Origin of the sequence: Bacteroides nordii (assembly GCF_019930665.1) — a bacterium.
Taxonomy (GTDB): domain Bacteria; phylum Bacteroidota; class Bacteroidia; order Bacteroidales; family Bacteroidaceae; genus Bacteroides; species Bacteroides nordii.
The window spans coordinates 2,776,388-2,793,858 of sequence record NZ_CP082886.1; the positions used below are offsets into that span (position 1 = coordinate 2,776,388).

The 17,471-nt window shown below is 40.2% G+C and carries 17 protein-coding genes; 3 read left to right on the top strand and 14 right to left on the bottom strand.

Translation table 11 applies throughout. The annotated features are described in order from the left end of the window. Positions 1-75: 75 nt before the first annotated feature. From K8P02_RS11170 to mutY, 5 genes are all read right to left on the bottom strand, one after another. Complete coding sequence (locus tag K8P02_RS11170) at positions 76-972, bottom strand: M23 family metallopeptidase (RefSeq protein WP_195570633.1); 897 nt, start codon at positions 970-972, stop codon at positions 76-78. 18 nt (positions 973-990) lie between these two features. Further along, positions 991-1,620, bottom strand: coding sequence for a 4'-phosphopantetheinyl transferase family protein (locus tag K8P02_RS11175; RefSeq protein ID WP_007486604.1), 630 nt, complete (start codon positions 1,618-1,620; stop codon positions 991-993). A gap of 2 nt (positions 1,621-1,622) precedes the next feature. Then, a complete protein-coding gene (locus K8P02_RS11180; protein WP_025867219.1) occupies positions 1,623-2,966 on the bottom strand; it encodes a gliding motility-associated protein GldE in 1,344 nt (447 codons plus the stop codon). Positions 2,967-3,081: 115 nt separating this feature from the next. Then, positions 3,082-3,537, bottom strand: a complete 456-nt coding sequence (locus K8P02_RS11185; RefSeq protein ID WP_002561410.1) for a single-stranded DNA-binding protein — start codon at positions 3,535-3,537, stop codon at positions 3,082-3,084. 63 nt (positions 3,538-3,600) lie between these two features. Next, positions 3,601-4,641 carry an A/G-specific adenine glycosylase gene (gene mutY, locus K8P02_RS11190; RefSeq protein ID WP_025867218.1) on the bottom strand — a complete coding sequence of 347 codons (1,041 nt, stop codon included), beginning with the start codon at positions 4,639-4,641 and terminating at the stop codon, positions 3,601-3,603. Between the two features lie 266 nt (positions 4,642-4,907). Between mutY and K8P02_RS11195 the strand changes: the two genes are divergently transcribed. Further along, entirely contained in the window at positions 4,908-5,183 is a 276-nt protein-coding gene (locus K8P02_RS11195; RefSeq protein ID WP_002561408.1) for an HU family DNA-binding protein, read from the top strand. Between the two features lie 274 nt (positions 5,184-5,457). Continuing rightward, positions 5,458-7,032 carry an Rne/Rng family ribonuclease gene (locus tag K8P02_RS11200; RefSeq protein WP_002561407.1) on the top strand — a complete coding sequence of 525 codons (1,575 nt, stop codon included), beginning with the start codon at positions 5,458-5,460 and terminating at the stop codon, positions 7,030-7,032. 118 nt (positions 7,033-7,150) lie between these two features. On the opposite strand, the gene K8P02_RS11205 is transcribed toward K8P02_RS11200, so the two are convergent. From K8P02_RS11205 to K8P02_RS11245, 9 genes are all read right to left on the bottom strand, one after another. Beyond that, positions 7,151-7,603 carry a hypothetical protein gene (locus K8P02_RS11205; RefSeq protein WP_155921438.1) on the bottom strand — a complete coding sequence of 151 codons (453 nt, stop codon included), beginning with the start codon at positions 7,601-7,603 and terminating at the stop codon, positions 7,151-7,153. A 514-nt stretch (positions 7,604-8,117) separates the two neighbouring features. Beyond that, positions 8,118-8,483: an MmcQ/YjbR family DNA-binding protein gene (locus K8P02_RS11210; RefSeq protein ID WP_025867216.1), complete on the bottom strand. Its 366-nt coding sequence runs from the start codon at positions 8,481-8,483 to the stop codon at positions 8,118-8,120. 293 nt (positions 8,484-8,776) lie between these two features. Continuing rightward, complete coding sequence (locus K8P02_RS11215; protein ID WP_025867215.1) at positions 8,777-9,949, bottom strand: iron-containing alcohol dehydrogenase; 1,173 nt, start codon at positions 9,947-9,949, stop codon at positions 8,777-8,779. Positions 9,950-9,955: 6 nt separating this feature from the next. After that, a complete protein-coding gene (locus K8P02_RS11220; RefSeq protein WP_223382358.1) occupies positions 9,956-10,948 on the bottom strand; it encodes a lysylphosphatidylglycerol synthase transmembrane domain-containing protein in 993 nt (330 codons plus the stop codon). 54 nt (positions 10,949-11,002) lie between these two features. Further along, positions 11,003-11,938 carry a phosphatase PAP2 family protein gene (locus K8P02_RS11225; RefSeq protein WP_025867214.1) on the bottom strand — a complete coding sequence of 312 codons (936 nt, stop codon included), beginning with the start codon at positions 11,936-11,938 and terminating at the stop codon, positions 11,003-11,005. 9 nt (positions 11,939-11,947) lie between these two features. Then, positions 11,948-12,601: a CDP-alcohol phosphatidyltransferase family protein gene (locus tag K8P02_RS11230; RefSeq protein ID WP_002561401.1), complete on the bottom strand. Its 654-nt coding sequence runs from the start codon at positions 12,599-12,601 to the stop codon at positions 11,948-11,950. Positions 12,602-12,622: 21 nt separating this feature from the next. Continuing rightward, positions 12,623-13,129 (bottom strand): GtrA family protein, encoded by a 507-nt coding sequence (locus K8P02_RS11235; RefSeq protein WP_025867213.1) that lies wholly within the window; start codon positions 13,127-13,129, stop codon positions 12,623-12,625. Beyond that, complete coding sequence (locus tag K8P02_RS11240; RefSeq protein WP_002561399.1) at positions 13,114-13,587, bottom strand: phosphatidylglycerophosphatase A family protein; 474 nt, start codon at positions 13,585-13,587, stop codon at positions 13,114-13,116. Before K8P02_RS11240 ends, K8P02_RS11235 begins: the two co-directional genes overlap by 16 nt. A gap of 129 nt (positions 13,588-13,716) precedes the next feature. Next, a complete protein-coding gene (locus K8P02_RS11245) occupies positions 13,717-15,006 on the bottom strand; it encodes an inositol-3-phosphate synthase (protein WP_007486587.1) in 1,290 nt (429 codons plus the stop codon). 701 nt (positions 15,007-15,707) lie between these two features. Between K8P02_RS11245 and aspT the strand changes: the two genes are divergently transcribed. Continuing rightward, on the top strand, positions 15,708-17,402 hold the full coding sequence (gene aspT / locus K8P02_RS11250) for an aspartate-alanine antiporter (RefSeq protein WP_195448803.1): 1,695 nt from the start codon (positions 15,708-15,710) through the stop codon (positions 17,400-17,402). Positions 17,403-17,471 lie beyond the last annotated feature (69 nt).

Genomic DNA, 17,471 nt, shown 5'->3' on the forward strand with positions numbered 1-17,471 from the left:
AATTAACATTTGCGTAAATCTGAGTAAATCTGCGTTTTATGAATAGCTAATTTTACTTTCAGCAGACTCTGTCCTTTAATGCTTTTCCATATATTTTTTCTTCTCCTTCTTACTCATCTCCTGCATGATAATCTCTTGAGGGTGTTCTGAAACATAAAGCTCTCCAACAGCCGGTTTACCCGTCTTCCCCGAAGAAAGATAAAAACAGGGAACAAACGTGAACTTACGCATGTCAGGACAATAGATACTAAAACGCAGATGTGAACCTCGTTCATAATTACTCCCGCCAATGATTCCAAGAGGTTGTCCGGGGATAACCTGATCTCCCGGAGAGACAAAAATACTATTATCACGAAACAAGATGTAACGGGCAAAAGTACCATCATCCTGGCATATCTCTACAAAATTCTCTTTTGCACTAAAACTCTTATGCTCTGCTTCTGAAGCTGAATTATCTTGTACTTCGGTTACTATGCCACGACGAGCAGCTACAATGGTATCTCCATCGGCAGTCTGAAATGAGATACCTGTAAGCCGGGATTTATCATCACTGCCCAGAACCTTTTCCAAAGAGACCATGTGGTTCATACGTACCCGTTTGCCTTCTGTAAGCGGAAAGAGATATACAAAATTAGTATCCGTTTTAGCGTGCCAGTCGCCTTTAGTGATATTAGAGCGATAAGAGAAACCTATACCTGCATTTTCTGTAACCGGCTTCAAGGTCAGTAATCGTGTTTTTCTACGAGAGAATGCGGTTGCCTTGTGGGTATCTCCTTCCTGAAGAGAGAGGGTACCACTCAAACGGGTAAAAGTCAAAGCAACCGTATAGGGAGTATATGATATGTTATCAGCATAGAAGGTCACTTCTCCTTTTCCCGAACGTTCGTAAGTAATCGTAACCGGACTATTCTGAGCTACAACCCAAATGGGTATCAGGAAAAGAATAGTACTTAAGCAGTATTTTAGTTTCATAGTATTCTGTTTTTATATTTAATCAATCTGCCAGGTCATCACAAACTCAGGATGAATCAGATAATGAATCCGGAAGTTACGCTGTTGCTCCGTTCTATATTCATGAGCCAGAAAGACGCCTTGCTGCTCTGTTGTAAAAGGTTCGATATGCAGATGTTCCCGAAAGTCTACTTCGGGAGTATTCATACACTTGAACATGACTTCTTTGGCTGACCAATGCAACAGAAGGCTCCAGGTATCATCTTCCCCATAGGGAACGAACTGTTCATCCTCCCGCATATACTTATGCGCCACTTTATGTACACGCCGGCTATATTGTTCAATATCAATGCCTACCGGCTTTTCTTCACTCAAGATAACAGCTACGTAACCTTTAGTATGTGAGATACTGATAAAATAAGAGTTATCTGCCAGATAAGGTTTTCCACTCGGTTCGTAGCACACCTCTTTATGCATACCCAACAAGCGGAATAGTAGCGCGCGAACAGAAAGCCACTCTTGTTTACGGTGCGGAGCATTAAAACGTTGCAGCTCCTCTTCGTAATACGCTCTCTCTGGAAGTAAACCAAGTAAAACATCTATCGGTTCCTCCATCTTCCAGATTCCCCATTGGAAAGAAGGTTCTCTATGCTGCAGAAATAATGCCATAATTATGCATCCTCTTCTGTTTGAGGTTGGTTGATGATAAATTTAACTTTCAAAATGCGGCGATTATCCATCTCAAGTACTTCAAACTCATAGTTCAGATAAGAAACCTTTTCATGAAGTGCAGGGAACTCCCCTTTTATCTCAAGTAAAAGCCCCGCTAATGTATCAGCATCACCGGACACTCTTTCAAAATCATCTTCATCAAGTTTTGTGATCTTATAGAAATCACTCAATTGGGTCTTGGCCTCAAAAACCCATGTATGATCATTCAGCACAGCATAAGTACGCTCTTCGTCATCATATTCATCATGAATCTCACCTACAATCTCTTCGATAATATCCTCCATTGTTACAATGCCGGAGGTTCCTCCAAACTCATCAACTACAATGGCAATATGTATCTTATTAGCCTGAAAATCACGTAAAAGATCATCTATCATTTTTGTTTCAGGCACAAAGTAAGCCGGACGAATCAGAGACTGCCAACGAAAATTATCACCCTTGTTGACATGAGGTAAAAGATCTTTTATATAAAGCACTCCCTTTATGTTATCACGAGAACCGGAATAAATAGGAATGCGCGAATAAGCATTATCTACAATACACTTCATCACATCCTTAAACGAAGTACGTATGTCAAGGTCTACCACGTCCAGACGGGAAGTCATCACCTCCTTTGCAGTCTCACCTCCAAAACGAATAATACCTTCGAGTATATTATTTTCCTCAGAAAGTTCGGCTTTATCAGTCAATTCCAATGCCTGTGAAAGTTCGTCAACCGAGATATTATGATTCTTACGCGTAAAATGTTTATTCAAAAAAGTAGTAGAACGTACCAGAACAGCAGAAATCGGACTAAATACTTTGCGCAACAGATAAATACCCGGAGCGGCAAAACGACAAAAAGCCAATGTCTTCTGTGCCGAATAGATCTTTGGCATAATCTCGCCAAAAAGTAACAACAGAAAAGTAAGGATTACTGTTAATATCAAAAACTCCGCAACAGGTGAATGAAAGATAAAGACATTCATGAAAAAGAAATTGCAGAGCATAATTATCGTCACATTAACAAAATTATTGGTGATCAGTACGGTTGCCAGCAAGCTCTCTGAATTTCCGAGCAAACTACTGATTTTCTCATCCGAGGGATGATTACGTGACTCTATTTCATTGAGGTCGGAAGGAGATAATGAAAAAAAAGCTATTTCTGATGCAGAAGCAAAACCAGAGGCGAGCAAAAGCACACCAGCCAAAATAATAGCTACAATTGCCGAAAAGGAAGGTGGGTTTACGGTTATACCGTTAAAAATGTCTGCCAAATGGCATAAATAAGCGTCTGGGTCCAAAATCCTGGGTTTTAGTTAAACAATTATTTAGTTGACAGTGGACAATTGATAATTGACAGTTATAATGCAGCATGATGTGCAGCCAATTGTCAATTATCAATTATCAACTGTCAATTTAGAACGGCAAATCATCTGCCGGATTATTCTGTATAGGGTTAGCTTGCGATTGCTGTGGCTGCACAATTGGTGCACCCTGCTGAGCTGCCGGAGTATATGAAGAAGCACCCGGTGCAGTATTCTTAGGAGTCAACATCTCCATATTATCCACGAATATTTCTGTAATATACCGCTTGGCACCTGTCTGATCGTCATAAGAACGGCTTCTTATTTTTCCTTCAATATAAAGCTTATCACCTTTGTGAACATATTTCTCTGCCGTTTCTGCCAGTCCACGCCACAACACAAGATTGTGCCATTCTGTTCTTTCGGGCACTTGTGTTCCGTTAGCCAGAGTATATGCACGGTCGGTAGTAGCTAAAGGGAAAGTTGCCACAGCAATACCTGTATCCAGATATCTAACCTCCGGGTCTTTACCAACATTTCCTAACAATATCACTTTATTTACTGACATATCATTCTATATTTATATTATTTTGTGCCAAAATTAAATAGAAATACAACACAAAACAAGTTTTTATACATATTTCTCCAGGAAGGCATGTATCAATTTGGGGACGGCATATTGCTCTAACTCATCAATCCTCACTTTCTGGTAAGAAGAGAAGGAAGCAGTCTCTTCCGGCAAGCTAACTTCATAGAAATTAGCATAAAGCACCCGGTGAGACAGCACATGTTTCACATCCCGGCAGACCAAACGAACCTTAGGAACTTCTCCTCCAACAAATAATTCAGTGAATTCCGGAAGAGCCAGTAACGCCTCTTCTGTAATAGATTCTGCTGTTTCTATCAACGGCAATTCAAAGAGATTTTTCCAGATATCATTTTCCATCCGTTTATTAATAAAAGTATATGCACCCGCACGTACATATATGTAATTGAGATAACGGTTTGTGGTCTTTGTCTTATGTTGTTTTACAGGAAGCTGCTGGACTTTCCCTTTCGCCAGTGCCATACAACTATCGGCCAATGGACAAAACAGGCAGGCGGGAGTTTGCGGAGTACATTGTATCGCCCCGAAATCCATAATAGCCTGATTATAAACAGTCGGCTGAGCCTTATCCAACAATTCATCAGCCAACGAAGCAAATAGCTTTTTCCCTTCCGTAGAGTCTATAGCAGTCTCAATCCCAAGATAACGCGACAATACCCGATATACATTACCATCAACCACCGCATAAGGCATATTATAAGCAAAGGAACAAATGGCAGCTGCCGTATACTCTCCTACCCCCTTCAAGCCCAGTACTCCAGAATATGTTTTAGGAAATACCCCATTCATACTACGGGCAGCAGCGTGAAGATTACGTGCACGGGAATAATATCCCAGTCCCTGCCAGAACTTCATCACCTCATCTTCATCAGCTTCGGCAAGTGTCTTCACATCAGGGAAGCGTTCAATAAAACGCACAAAATAATCATACCCTTGTACAACCCTTGTCTGTTGCAAAATGATTTCTGAGATCCATATCAGGTAAGGATCGGAAGACTCCCTCCAGGGTAACTCACGTTTATGTTCGTGATACCAGTTTATTAGTGTTTCGCTGAAGTTATTCATTAAAATAATGTATTAATATAGCAACGTAAAAAATACGTTATTTGCCTTATTAATGCACCTCATAGCCAACCAATACATTGGCATATTGGTACATCAGAACCGCAATTCGTATGCAAAAGTAGCTCTTTTTAAATCTAACAAAACTTAAGGAAGAGACTTTTTTATAAAATTGTTCAGAATATATTTTTTTGAGAGCTTAAAAAGCTATATATTTGCAGTCCAAAAAATTAGAAAGAACATAGTAATAATATTTTTTTTAAGGAAAAATGACTAAAGCAGATATTGTAAACGAAATTGCAAAGAACACCGGAATTGACAAAGTAGCAGTATTGACAACTGTTGAAGCGTTTATGGACGCAGTAAAAGATTCTTTGGCGAAAGATGAGAATGTTTACCTTCGTGGATTTGGTAGCTTCGTAGTAAAGAAAAGAGCTCAGAAAACAGCTCGTAATATTTCTAAAAATACTACAATTATTATTCCAGAACATAATATTCCGGCATTTAAGCCTGCGAAGACATTTACAATCGCGGTAAAGAAATAATAAACAAGAGTATTAACCATAAAATTTTGAAGCTATGCCAAGCGGAAAGAAGAAAAAAAGACATAAAATGTCTACGCACAAGCGTAAAAAAAGACTAAGAAAGAACAGACATAAAAGCAAAAAGTAATTTTTAGTCTGTATCGGACAGAAATAAAGAACAAACTTGTGAAGCAAATGTCTTTCGAGTTTGTTCTTTGTTTAAATGCCCGATTCCAATGAACAAGAGCTCAATTTATTTGTTCATTTTTTAAAAATAAATAATTAGGAAACAATTGTGACAAGCGAACTAGTAGTAGACGTACAACCCAAAGAGGTCTCCATCGCCCTGCTCGAGGACAAGAGCCTGGTGGAACTTCAAAGTGAAGGAAGAAACATTTCCTTTTCTGTGGGTAATATGTATTTGGGCCGCGTCAAGAAATTGATGCCCGGACTAAATGCCTGCTTTGTAGATGTTGGTTACGAGAAAGATGCTTTCCTTCATTATTTAGACCTGGGTCCTCAATTCAATTCACTCGAAAAGTTCGTAAAACAAACTTTAAGCGATAAGAAAAAACTCAACTCCATTTCTAAAGCAACCCTGCTTCCCGATCTTGATAAAGATGGCACAGTAGCCAACACATTAAAGGTAGGACAAGAAGTAGTGGTGCAGATCGTAAAGGAACCTATCTCCACCAAAGGACCAAGATTAACTTCCGAACTTTCATTTGCAGGAAGATATCTGGTATTAATTCCTTTCAATGATAAGGTTTCTGTTTCACAAAAAATTAAATCGAGCGAAGAGCGTGCACGCCTCAAGCAATTGTTAATGAGCATCAAACCGAAAAACTTCGGTGTCATTGTTCGTACTGTAGCCGAAGGGAAACGCGTTGCTGAACTCGACGGAGAGCTTAAAGTATTGATTAAACACTGGGAAGACGCAATCACCAAGGTACAGAAAGCTACCAAGTTCCCGACGTTGATTTATGAGGAGACAAGCCGTGCCGTAGGGCTGTTGCGTGATCTCTTTAACCCTTCTTTTGAAAACATCTACGTCAACAATGAGGCGGTATACAACGAAATAAAAGATTACGTCACTCTCATTGCCCCCGACCGGGCAGAGATCGTAAAGCTGTACAAGGGGCAGCTTCCCATTTATGACAATTTCGGTATCACCAAGCAGATCAAGTCATCTTTTGGTAAAACTATTTCTTACAAGAGTGGTGCCTACCTGATTATTGAGCACACTGAGGCGCTTCACGTAGTAGACGTGAACAGCGGTAACCGCACCAAGAATGCCAACGGGCAGGAAGGTAACGCACTCGAAGTAAATCTGGGAGCCGCTGATGAGCTGGCACGCCAATTGCGACTAAGAGATATGGGTGGTATCATTGTTGTAGACTTCATTGATATGAATGAAGCCGAAAACCGTCAAAAGCTTTACGAACGTATGTGTGCCAATATGCAAAAAGACAGGGCACGCCACAATATTCTGCCGCTCAGCAAATTCGGTCTGATGCAGATTACCCGGCAACGTGTACGTCCCGCTATGGACGTAAACACGATGGAAACCTGCCCTACCTGCTTTGGCAAAGGAACTATCAAGTCGTCCATCCTATTCACGGACACTCTGGAGAGTAAAATTGATTATCTGGTCAATAAACTGAAGATAAAGAAATTCTCGTTACACATCCATCCGTATATCGCTGCATACATCAATCAGGGACTCGTTTCTCTGAAACGCAAATGGCAGATGAAGTATGGATTTGGTATTAAGATTATTCCGAGTCAAAAACTCGCTTTTCTGGAATACGTATTCTACGATTCCCATGGAGAAGAGATTGACATGAAGGAAGAAATCGAGATTAAGTAAAAGATAAAGGCGACGCGGAAAACGAGTCGCCTTTTCTTTTGGATAACAAAACAAATAAATATGCTACTTCACGAGAAGATATAAAAAAATCAATAAATACTTTATACCTTCACTATAGTCAATATATCTTTTTATATTTCGAAATCTGATATTGATTAGTATCGCCAACAATAATAGAATCGACATGATATAAAGACGTACTCTGCCCTTCATTGAGTAAATAGAAGAAAGCACTCTCAGGAAGGCAGATCATATCAAGTTCCTTTATCGAATCGCCCAAAGTGCTCTTATCACTCAATATCATAAGTACTTCATTTTTCTTAAAAAATACTGTATCAATATCTATTGTGCTCTCATTTCCATACCGGACAAACCAAAAGTATTTATAGTGCTTCTGCTCATAAAGAGAATCTATCTTACTATATTTGAACCAAGCACTATTTCTGCTTCTTATTTCTTTGGTCACTGCATTATGAAAAAAACGAAAGCATAAGTCACTATCTATAAGTAAACAATAAAATGCTCCAATAACCACAACACTCAGTAACACACCCAAAACTTTTCTTTTCATTTCTCCTTAACTTTAAAATCATATATAAAGGTAAACTTGTTTGAAAGAGAACTATTTATTACCCTAAATACCATCCCACTTCTTATAAAAAACATATCTATTAATTAATAACACAAACCTCACTAATATTCGCTATAAATCAAATGATCACATAGATATAAATATTCATATTCTAACTTACACTTTCTTTTAATGGATTCTTATAACTACTGTTTTTAACAACTATAATAGCTTAAGAAATTCATCCACTAATCTGATATATAAGCTATAGGGGTTATCCCACACCATACCCGAACCCGACACCCGCAGAATATGCCGAATATTGGATGATGCAGGCGCTGACAGATAAAGAGTTGGCAAAAGGCAGAATTAAATGTGCAGATGCATTATTCAAACCGGAACACTGGCGAGAATAAAAATTCCATCACTTACAGCTCCGTTACAATATATCCGATTAGAATAGATGTAACGGGCTGTACATATATTGGCATTTTATATGTAAAACGAGCACCTTCTACAACCTCTCTTTCTCTTTTTTAGAGAGAGAAAGAAATACAATATCATACGACCGTTTTACGAGTTCTTTTATTTTATTATCCGGTACATCCTGATTGAAATAAACGCTAATCCAATATTTCTTATTCATATGCCAACCGGGAGTTATCCCTGAATATTGGGCTTGCAATTCTACCGATTCATTGGGATCACACTTGATACAACAAAAATCGAATACCTCGATATTTACAAAACAAAACCATTTATCTCCCACATAAAAGCAAAGAACATCCCGGCTATATTTATCTACGACATTGGAAAACGGCATTTTTTCATAAACACCTTTCAATGAAAGGCAATATTCTCTAAACTCTTCAACATTCATAAGTCCGGTATATTTATATCATATATCTTTTGTAACTCCTCCCACTCTTACGTAACAAGGATTATAAAAGTACGTATTTAAGTATCTGTTAAAATACTAATTAACAGTCTGTTAAGTACGTACTTTTATAGTTATAAAGTACGTACTTTTAAAACTGAGACTTTCTATTGTTAAAAAATCGTTTTTTAATAACGATAGCTCTCTTATTACTATATACTTTGTATCTCGTTACAATATATCTAATGATGGGTTAGAATATATGTAACGGGATACTAAGTATATTGGCATTTTATTTACAAAGCTAACCGGTAAATCTCTTTACTATCTTCTTTCGTCAGCTTCACATAATTGCCTACCAGTTCTCCTTTATTCCGATGCAGACTATCTGCCAAACGGTCGATATCGGGATTCTCAATACCCAACTCACTAAAAGTAACAGGCAATCCGATGGATTTGAAAAAATATTTCAACCGGGCAATACCTTCCAAAGCAACCGCTTTCTTATCATCCGCTTCGGAAACATTCCATACGCGAACGGCATACTGTGCTATCTTATCTACATTGTGCTCAGTCATCCAGGTCATCCAGGCAGGAAAAACAACAGAAAGTCCCGCACCATGTGTCACATTATAAATGGCACTGATTTCATGTTCAAGAAAATGAGATGCCCAGTCTTCTTCACACCCTACCCCACACGTGCCATTGTGTGCTATATTCCCACACCACATCAAATTGGCACGGGCACCGTAATTCTCCGGTTCTTTCATGACGATAGCCGCTTCCTTTATAATAGCAAGAAGCGTCCCCTCACAAAGACGATCACCAATTTCCACCTCCTTTGTATTGGTGAAATAGCGCTCCATAATATGGGCCATCATATCAGCAATACCACAAGCTGTCTGGAAAGGAGGAAGTGTATAAGTAAGTTCAGGATTCATCACGGCAAAGACAGGACGTAATAATTCCGGTACGCGGAGACTGAGTTTCTGCAAACCATCTATTTTTGTAATTACCGTATTGCCGGAACCTTCACTTCCTGCAGCAGGAATGGTTAGAACAACCGCCACTCTCAACGCCTCTGTCACCTTAGCTTTACCAATATAGAAATCCCAAAAATCACCTTTATAAGGCACACCTGCTGCAATGGCTTTGGCAGTGTCTATCACCGAACCACCACCTACTGCGAGTAACAAGTCTGCCCTCTCGCGCCGGCAAAGCTCAATGCCTTCGTATACTTTGATATCGACAGGATTAGGTTGTACACCACCCAGCATACAATATTCAATCCCAACCTCTTTGAGTGAAGACTCTACGCGCGATAACAATCCACTACGTATCACTGAACCACCACCATAAACAATCATTACTTTCTTAGCACCCTGCTTTTTCACTAAAGCACCGGTTTGTGCCTCTGTGTCTCTGCCGAATACAAATTCGGTAGGACTGTAAAAGATGAAATTATTCATTGCATTTTATTTTTTAGAATTTCCTATTTTCATCAGCACAAGGCCGATTATAATCCACACAAGTTCCCGCACACGGGTTATTAAAGCCGTATAAACGCCATATCCTCCCGAAAGAGAAAGTCCGCCAACCGCCAGTGCAAACCCTCCTTCACGCCCTCCAAGCTGCATAGGTAGGAAAAACAGTAAATTAGCAAGTAAAGAAGAGAAAGCCATAATAAGAATACAGCTCATAAAACTAACATTTGTGGTGAGTACATTCAAAATAAGCCATACTTCAAGACAACCAACGATACGGGCTGTATATTCCAAGAATAATGCACTATAAAAAGTGCTTTTCCGTTGTTGATGTAACAGAGCTATCTGACCATCAATATTTTCCAACTTATCCTGATGTACTTCGGCAAAGCGAATGGCTTTATCTTTCAAAAAAGGGATATGACTACCGATACGAACACATGCCACTGCCATCCCGTGCCGGTACCCCTTCACAAAAAGAGAAACAAGCAACACACAAAATAAAGTGATCAGAGTAAGCACAATTCCCATTCCCCAACCCACCGGATAAAATAAAGCATAAATAAGGACAGCACTGAGCCAGAAGCAGAAATGAGAAAAGATATGCATCATTACATACAGAATCACGGAAGAGGTAGCACGCTCTACACCAATATAAGGAGTCAGTTCCATAATACGATAAGGCTCACCACCCATCAATCCCACAGGAGTAACATAATTAAGAGCAAAACCGGAAACCGTAAACTTATACAAACGGGTGAAAGTAAGCCCTCCCCGCTCACCACCACTACGTATGATGATGTACCATGACAGGGTATTGATAAGGTATATAAACAACCAGAGCAGCAAAACGAGCGGCAGATAATAACCGGCACGTTTTAAGCTGCTCCACAGTTCTTCATAAGACATATCGAAAGTGAAAAGCATAATGACAACAGCAATAATGCCGAAACCAAGAAATATATTACGATATTTATTTTTCATTTGAGTTTCAGTGACTATGTGCCGGTAACTTATCCACTACAGATTACATCTTCTTTATTTGATATAGTTATAGTATCGTTCAAAGAAGCGTTTAAACCCTCCTATCTTCATGAGTCCTTTTTCAAAAACAAAGATACCAAGCAAAGCGCAAAAGATTCCCAATAATACATCAATAATATAATGATGCGACGAATAGACAGCCGTACACCAGATACCTACCAGAATAATGGCAAAAAGAGCAATCAGCATTTTACTGGATTTCCGCACGATAGCATAATAGAGCGGAATTACCATATAGGCAGCATGCAAAGAAGGTACGGCAGCAAATACATTGGCATTGCGCCCGTAGATAGACTGGAAAACAGACAAACCGGTCAGTTCATCAAAACGGCCCAGCCCCGCCACATTGCCCGGAGTATTCAGAATCGCTTCCATCCCATAGTTAATAGCATACCAGGGGGGAGCGGCCGGATGAATATAATAACCGGCAAAACCTATCAGATTGACAAATAAAAACACCATAGCGAAACGTAGATACAAACTTCTCTCCTTTTTCAGATAGAGATAAATGCCAAATGCAATAGGTACAGGCACCCAACACAGGTAAAAGATACCTGCCATGAAATCTGCAAATTTCCAGTTGTGCAATGTGAAGTATTCGCAGGGAATGAGAAGATTCCCATTATCATTGATACCAAACCAGGATTTCTCCAGATTATAGATTCCTGCCACATCAATAGGATTTACTTCGTAATTGGGAAATACACGCATCCAGTCATACGAAATACCAAAAATAAAGAAAGGTAACAGGGCTACTGCCAACTTACGGGTGGGTATACCGGCAAAGAACAGAGCCAGAAAGATAAACGCCATCAGCAAATGCTCCGGACGCAGTCCGAGGCATACAGCCGTAAGTAATAAGAAAAGAGCGGTTATACCTACAACAGTCAGCGTTTCTTTCCGCGAAGGCATATTAAAAGTATATCTCATAATCAGAGTTTACATATTTTTCATCACCTTACGGCAATGGTTCAAACGGGCAAATGCCGTAATATTGGCAAACACAGCTACCAATGCTACGGGAATCATTAATATCAGAATCGGATCAAATGAAGTGACATCATCGAAAACGCCACAGAAAATAGCTCCCAGACTGATCAGTACAACACGTTCCGGACGCTGCATAAGGCCAACTTTGCAATCAATACCCAGACCTTCGGCACGGGCACGCACATAACTCACCATCAATGAACCAATTAAGGCAATGAAAGCAATGATTGATCCCCACATATACCCTTTCAGTATCAGATAATAAAAGATACCAAACAGAGTGATCAGCTCACTGTAACGGTCGAGCACCGAGTCATAGAGTGCACCGAAAGTGGAACTCATATTTCCCAGACGGGCCACACGCCCATCCATCATGTCGAATAGCCCGGCAAACAATATAATACCGCCTCCCCAGCCTACATAAGAAAGGTCTCCCCGCTCTCCGTTGATACCGCCATAAATCAATACGCCTGCTGCTACAATATTCAAAACCAGTCCGGTGGTAGTAATAAAGTTGGGCGTGATACCTATTTTAATCATCCCTCTGACAACGGGATTGATTATTTTATAAATTACCTGTTGTAACCAGTCTCTGTAATTCATTTCTATTCTTTTGTTATTATTTTATAGTTTGTTTTCTCTCTTAAAAAGATTCTTCATATTCACGTTCCGATATACAAACACACGTTGCAGGTAGTAATTCCAGAACAGTGCGACCAATATGGAAACCACTATTTTCGGAACAATAAAAAGGTCTTTGGAGTAAAGACTTAATGTATCTCTGACCCATGAAATACCTGCTATCCATTCCGTAAGATAATACGTCCCGTATGTATTCAAAAAAACACTACCTGCCCACACCAATGTATACTTTATAATCACATGTGATTTCTTGCATTCGTGACATTTGAAAGTCCATTCATAGTTAACGAAGCAATTGAACATGCCTCCGCAAACCGAGCCAATGCAAGTGGCATATACATAATACATTCCGAAAAATTGTGCCAACGCAATCGTTATCACAAAATCCGTAACCGTGGCCAGTTGTGCCGAAAGCTGGGCTCTCAGAAACATGAAAATCCCCCCTTTCTCCGAAAATGCTGTAATCAGTTGTTTCATCCAATCAGCCATCTGACACCTGCTAACAGAATAAAACTATAAATACCTGCCAGGATATCATCCATCATGACTCCCACTCCTCCTTTCAGACTCTCCATCTTACGAATGCCTAATGGCTTGAAAATATCAAAAAGACGAAACAATGCAAAAGCCGCTACCGGATACCAGAAATTACCTTCGGGTGCTGCCAGCAGTGCAATCCATACGCCTACCATTTCATCCACAACCACCCGCGAAGGATCTTCCCCCCAGAATGGTTCCAGTTTATTAGACGACCAGATACCACCGATAGTAAAAAGGATAATCAGGGCAAGGGTCAATAGCCACACAAAATTGAAAGGAAAGAAATACAGTAGAATACACCACACCACAGTAGCCAGTAAAGCTCCTGCCGTACCTGGGGCAAAAGGAGAAAATCCCGCTCCAAAACCAGTAGCAATCATTATATGAAAAAGGGAAGCTTTTTTCATCACTCAGATAAAATATATGCAAAGTTATAAAAATAATAAAACTTTCCCCTTTTTTATAAGAGGAAAGTTTTATGGATGTACTCACAGAGTCAGATCATCTCTTTCTCTTTAGTAACTAATATGTTTTTATCAATCCAGATAACTTGGTGATTTCTGACCAACCATATCACGCAATGTCTGCTTAACCATTCTCCATTGAGTAAACAGATCGTGTACAGGCTGACTTTCCAGATCATGCATCGGGCTCTTGCAGAAGAATGACAACCAGGTCTGAATGCCAGACATTCCGGCACGCATAGCCAAGTCACTGAACAATACAAGGTCAAGTGCAATAGGAGCAGCAAGAATAGAGTCGCGACACAGGAAGTTTACTTTAATTTCCATCGGGTAACCCATCCATCCGAAGATATCAATGTTATCCCACGCTTCCTTATTGTCTTTACGGGGCGGGTAGTAATTAATACGAACTTTATGATATACATCGCCGTACAGGTCAGGATATTTTTCCGGTTCGAAGATATTGTCGATTACAGACAGCTTACTTACTTCTTTTGTTTTAAAGTTATCGGGATCATCGAGCACTTCTCCATCACGGTTACCCAGAATGTTAGTAGAGAACCATCCGCTTACACCCAACATACGGGTTTTGAACATCGGAGCCAAAACAGTTTTCATCAAAGTCTGTCCACTCTTGAAGTCCTTACCGGCGATAGGCACATTCATCTTTTTAGAGAATTCCCACATAGCAGGAGTGTCTACGCATAAGTTAGGAGCCCCCATGATGAACGGAGCACCTTCTGCAATAGCAGCATAAGCGTAACACATACTTGGAGAAATAACATTCGTGTTGTTTTCTTTCATTGCTTTTTCCAAAGCGGCAAGTGACATGTGCTCGTCTGACAGAGGAATATAAATCTCTGTACTTGCAGCCCATAACACAGCAATACGTTCGCAATTGTTAGCAGCTTTGAAGTCACGGATATCCTTGCGCAACTGTTCTACCATTTCCCAACGGGTAGCAGCCTGTTTAATATGAGTACCGTTCAAGCGTTTTGCCCAATTATGATCAAAAGCAGCAGGCATCGGCTTGATAGCCTCCAATTCATCTTTCACTCCATTCAAGTCCTTTTCCTTCAAAACTTCGGCATACATAGCAGCTTCATAAGCGTTGTCGGGGAAAATGTCCCAGCCACCAAATACAATGTCGTTCAAATTAGCTAAAGGCACTATGTCTTTAATAAGTTTTTCCTCGTTGTTTTCCATGCGCATTGTTGCCATTTCTGCGATAGAACCTATTGGTTTTGCCAATCCCTTGCGAGAAGCCAGTGTTCCTGTAATCATAGTGGTAGCAACTGCGCCACCAACGCCTACCACCAACACGCCGAGACGGCCTGATGCCGGTTTAATTTCTTGTTCCATTTCTGTTGTTTTAGATAAATTAAAATTGCCTACAAAGTTAGGCTCTACTCTATACTCAAAGAAGTTCTAATAGTCGGATTAATTGTTCCATTTGATGTATTATCCTATTTACAAGCTCATATAGAGGGCAATACGCGAATCATATTCATCTATGCCGAATAGATTCAGAATAAATCATGGGAAGATAATATACCACAAAACTTCGGAATAAGATCAACGCAAAACCACACAAGCTTTTTTTCTTACAAATCAGGAGAGATGGTTTATGCCCTCTTAGTACACTTTGTCAAATCTTATAAATCTTCTTTTCGTTGCTCGTAGAGAAACACCCTTTTTCTCGTAGAGAATCGACCCGATCTCCGTAGAGTTTCGACCCGATCCTCTACGAGAAAAAAACCAATATATAACAATTTGAAGATCAACAATTTACAAAATACACATTTGTCTTCTTTTTTCATCACACATATCTATCGTTTTCTCATTTCCAAACAGCATTTATCATTCTTAAATAATTACACTCACAGCAAGAAAGAGAGAGATTATTTTGTATGGTACAACAACGCATACTCTTGCAAAATTGAAAAAGATGACAGAAAGTTTAACATGCTAAAACAGGGTTTTAACAAAACACTTTCCATTGAATGCTGTTGTATTAAACAATAAACGAACAAAATAGAGATATAAACCTAAACAACTTAATTATGGAATGGATTATAAATCAACTAAGAGAGCATCCCGAATTAGCTATCTTTCTGACGCTTTTCGCGGGATTCTGGATAGGCCGGCTAAAAATAGGCAAATTCTCCCTCGGAACAGTAACGAGTGTACTGTTAGTGGGTGTACTGGTTGGGCAATTGAATATCACGGTAGACGGTCCGATGAAAGCTGTATTCTTCCTGCTTTTTCTTTTTGCCGTAGGCTATAAAGTAGGACCACAATTCTTTCGCGGATTGAAGAAAGACGGTCTGCCGCAAGTGGGATTTGCCGTATTAATGTGTATCGTCAGCCTTGTATCTGCCTGGGCACTTGCCAAAATAATGGGTTATCATGTAGGCGAAGCTGCCGGACTACTCGCCGGTTCACAAACCATCTCTGCCGTTATCGGTGTAGCAGAAGACACCATCAACGGACTGAGCATCAGCGATGCACAAAAAGCAACTTTCATTAATGCCATTCCTGTAGCCTATGCGGTAACTTACATCTTCGGTACAGCCGGTTCTGCCTGGATTCTAGCTTCACTGGGACCGAAATTTCTTGGCGGATTGGAAAAGGTAAAAGCAGACTGTAAAGAACTGGAATCTAAAATGGGAAGTTCGGAAGCAGACGAACCGGGCTTTGCTCCTGCTCTGCGTCCTGTTGTATTCCGTGCCTATCAGATAACCAATGAATGGTTCGGAAAAGGAAAACGTATCACCGATCTTGAAAGTTACCTGTACGAACAAGGAAAACGTCTCTTTGTAGAGCGCGTTCGCCAAGGAGGAATCATAAAAGAAGTTACTCCCAATCTCATTCTGAAAGAAAATGACGAAGTTGTACTCAGTGGTCGCCGCGAATTCGTTATAGGCGAAGAAGACTGGATAGGTCCCGAAGTAATAGATGCACAATTACTCGACTTTCCTGCCGAGACACTACCGGTAATGATCACACGAAAAACATTCGCCGGAGAAACAATAAATACCATCCGGGCACAAAAGTGTATGCACGGGGTAAGTATTCGCAGCATCAAACGTGCGGGTATCAACGTCCCCGTACTGGCACAGACCGTAGTAGATGCAGGTGATATGCTTGAACTCACCGGTATGAAACGTGAAGTAGAACTTGCCGCTAAACAAATGGGATACGTAGATCGTCCAACCAATCAAACAGATATGATATTCGTTGGTCTGGGCATCCTCGTCGGAGGTTTAGTAGGTGCATTAACCATCCATTTGGGAGGTATTCCAATAAGCCTGTCCACCAGTGGAGGTGCACTTATTGCAGGTTTACTTTTTGGATGGCTTCGCAGCAAGCACCCTACTTTCGGAGGTATACCCGAGCCCTCTCTATGGGTATTGAATAATGTAGGTCTGAATATGTTTATTGCCGTTGTAGGTATTGCTGCCGGACCAAGTTTTGTCACCGGATTCAAAGAAGTAGGTGCCAGCCTGTTTATCGTCGGTGCATTGGCTACGGCTATTCCGCTTATCAGCGGATTATTGATGGGAAGATATCTGTTTAAATTCCATCCCGCATTAACATTAGGATGTACCGCCGGAGCAAGAACTACCACTGCAGCACTGGGAGCTGTACAAGATGCAGTGGAAAGTGAAACCCCTGCACTGGGATATACTGTAACCTATGCAGTAGGTAATACACTACTTATTATTTGGGGAGTATTTATTGTATTAATGATGTAATAATATGTCAATGAATAATGTGCCAATTGGTTGCGCTATCATCCGCATGGCAGGCACATTGACACATTG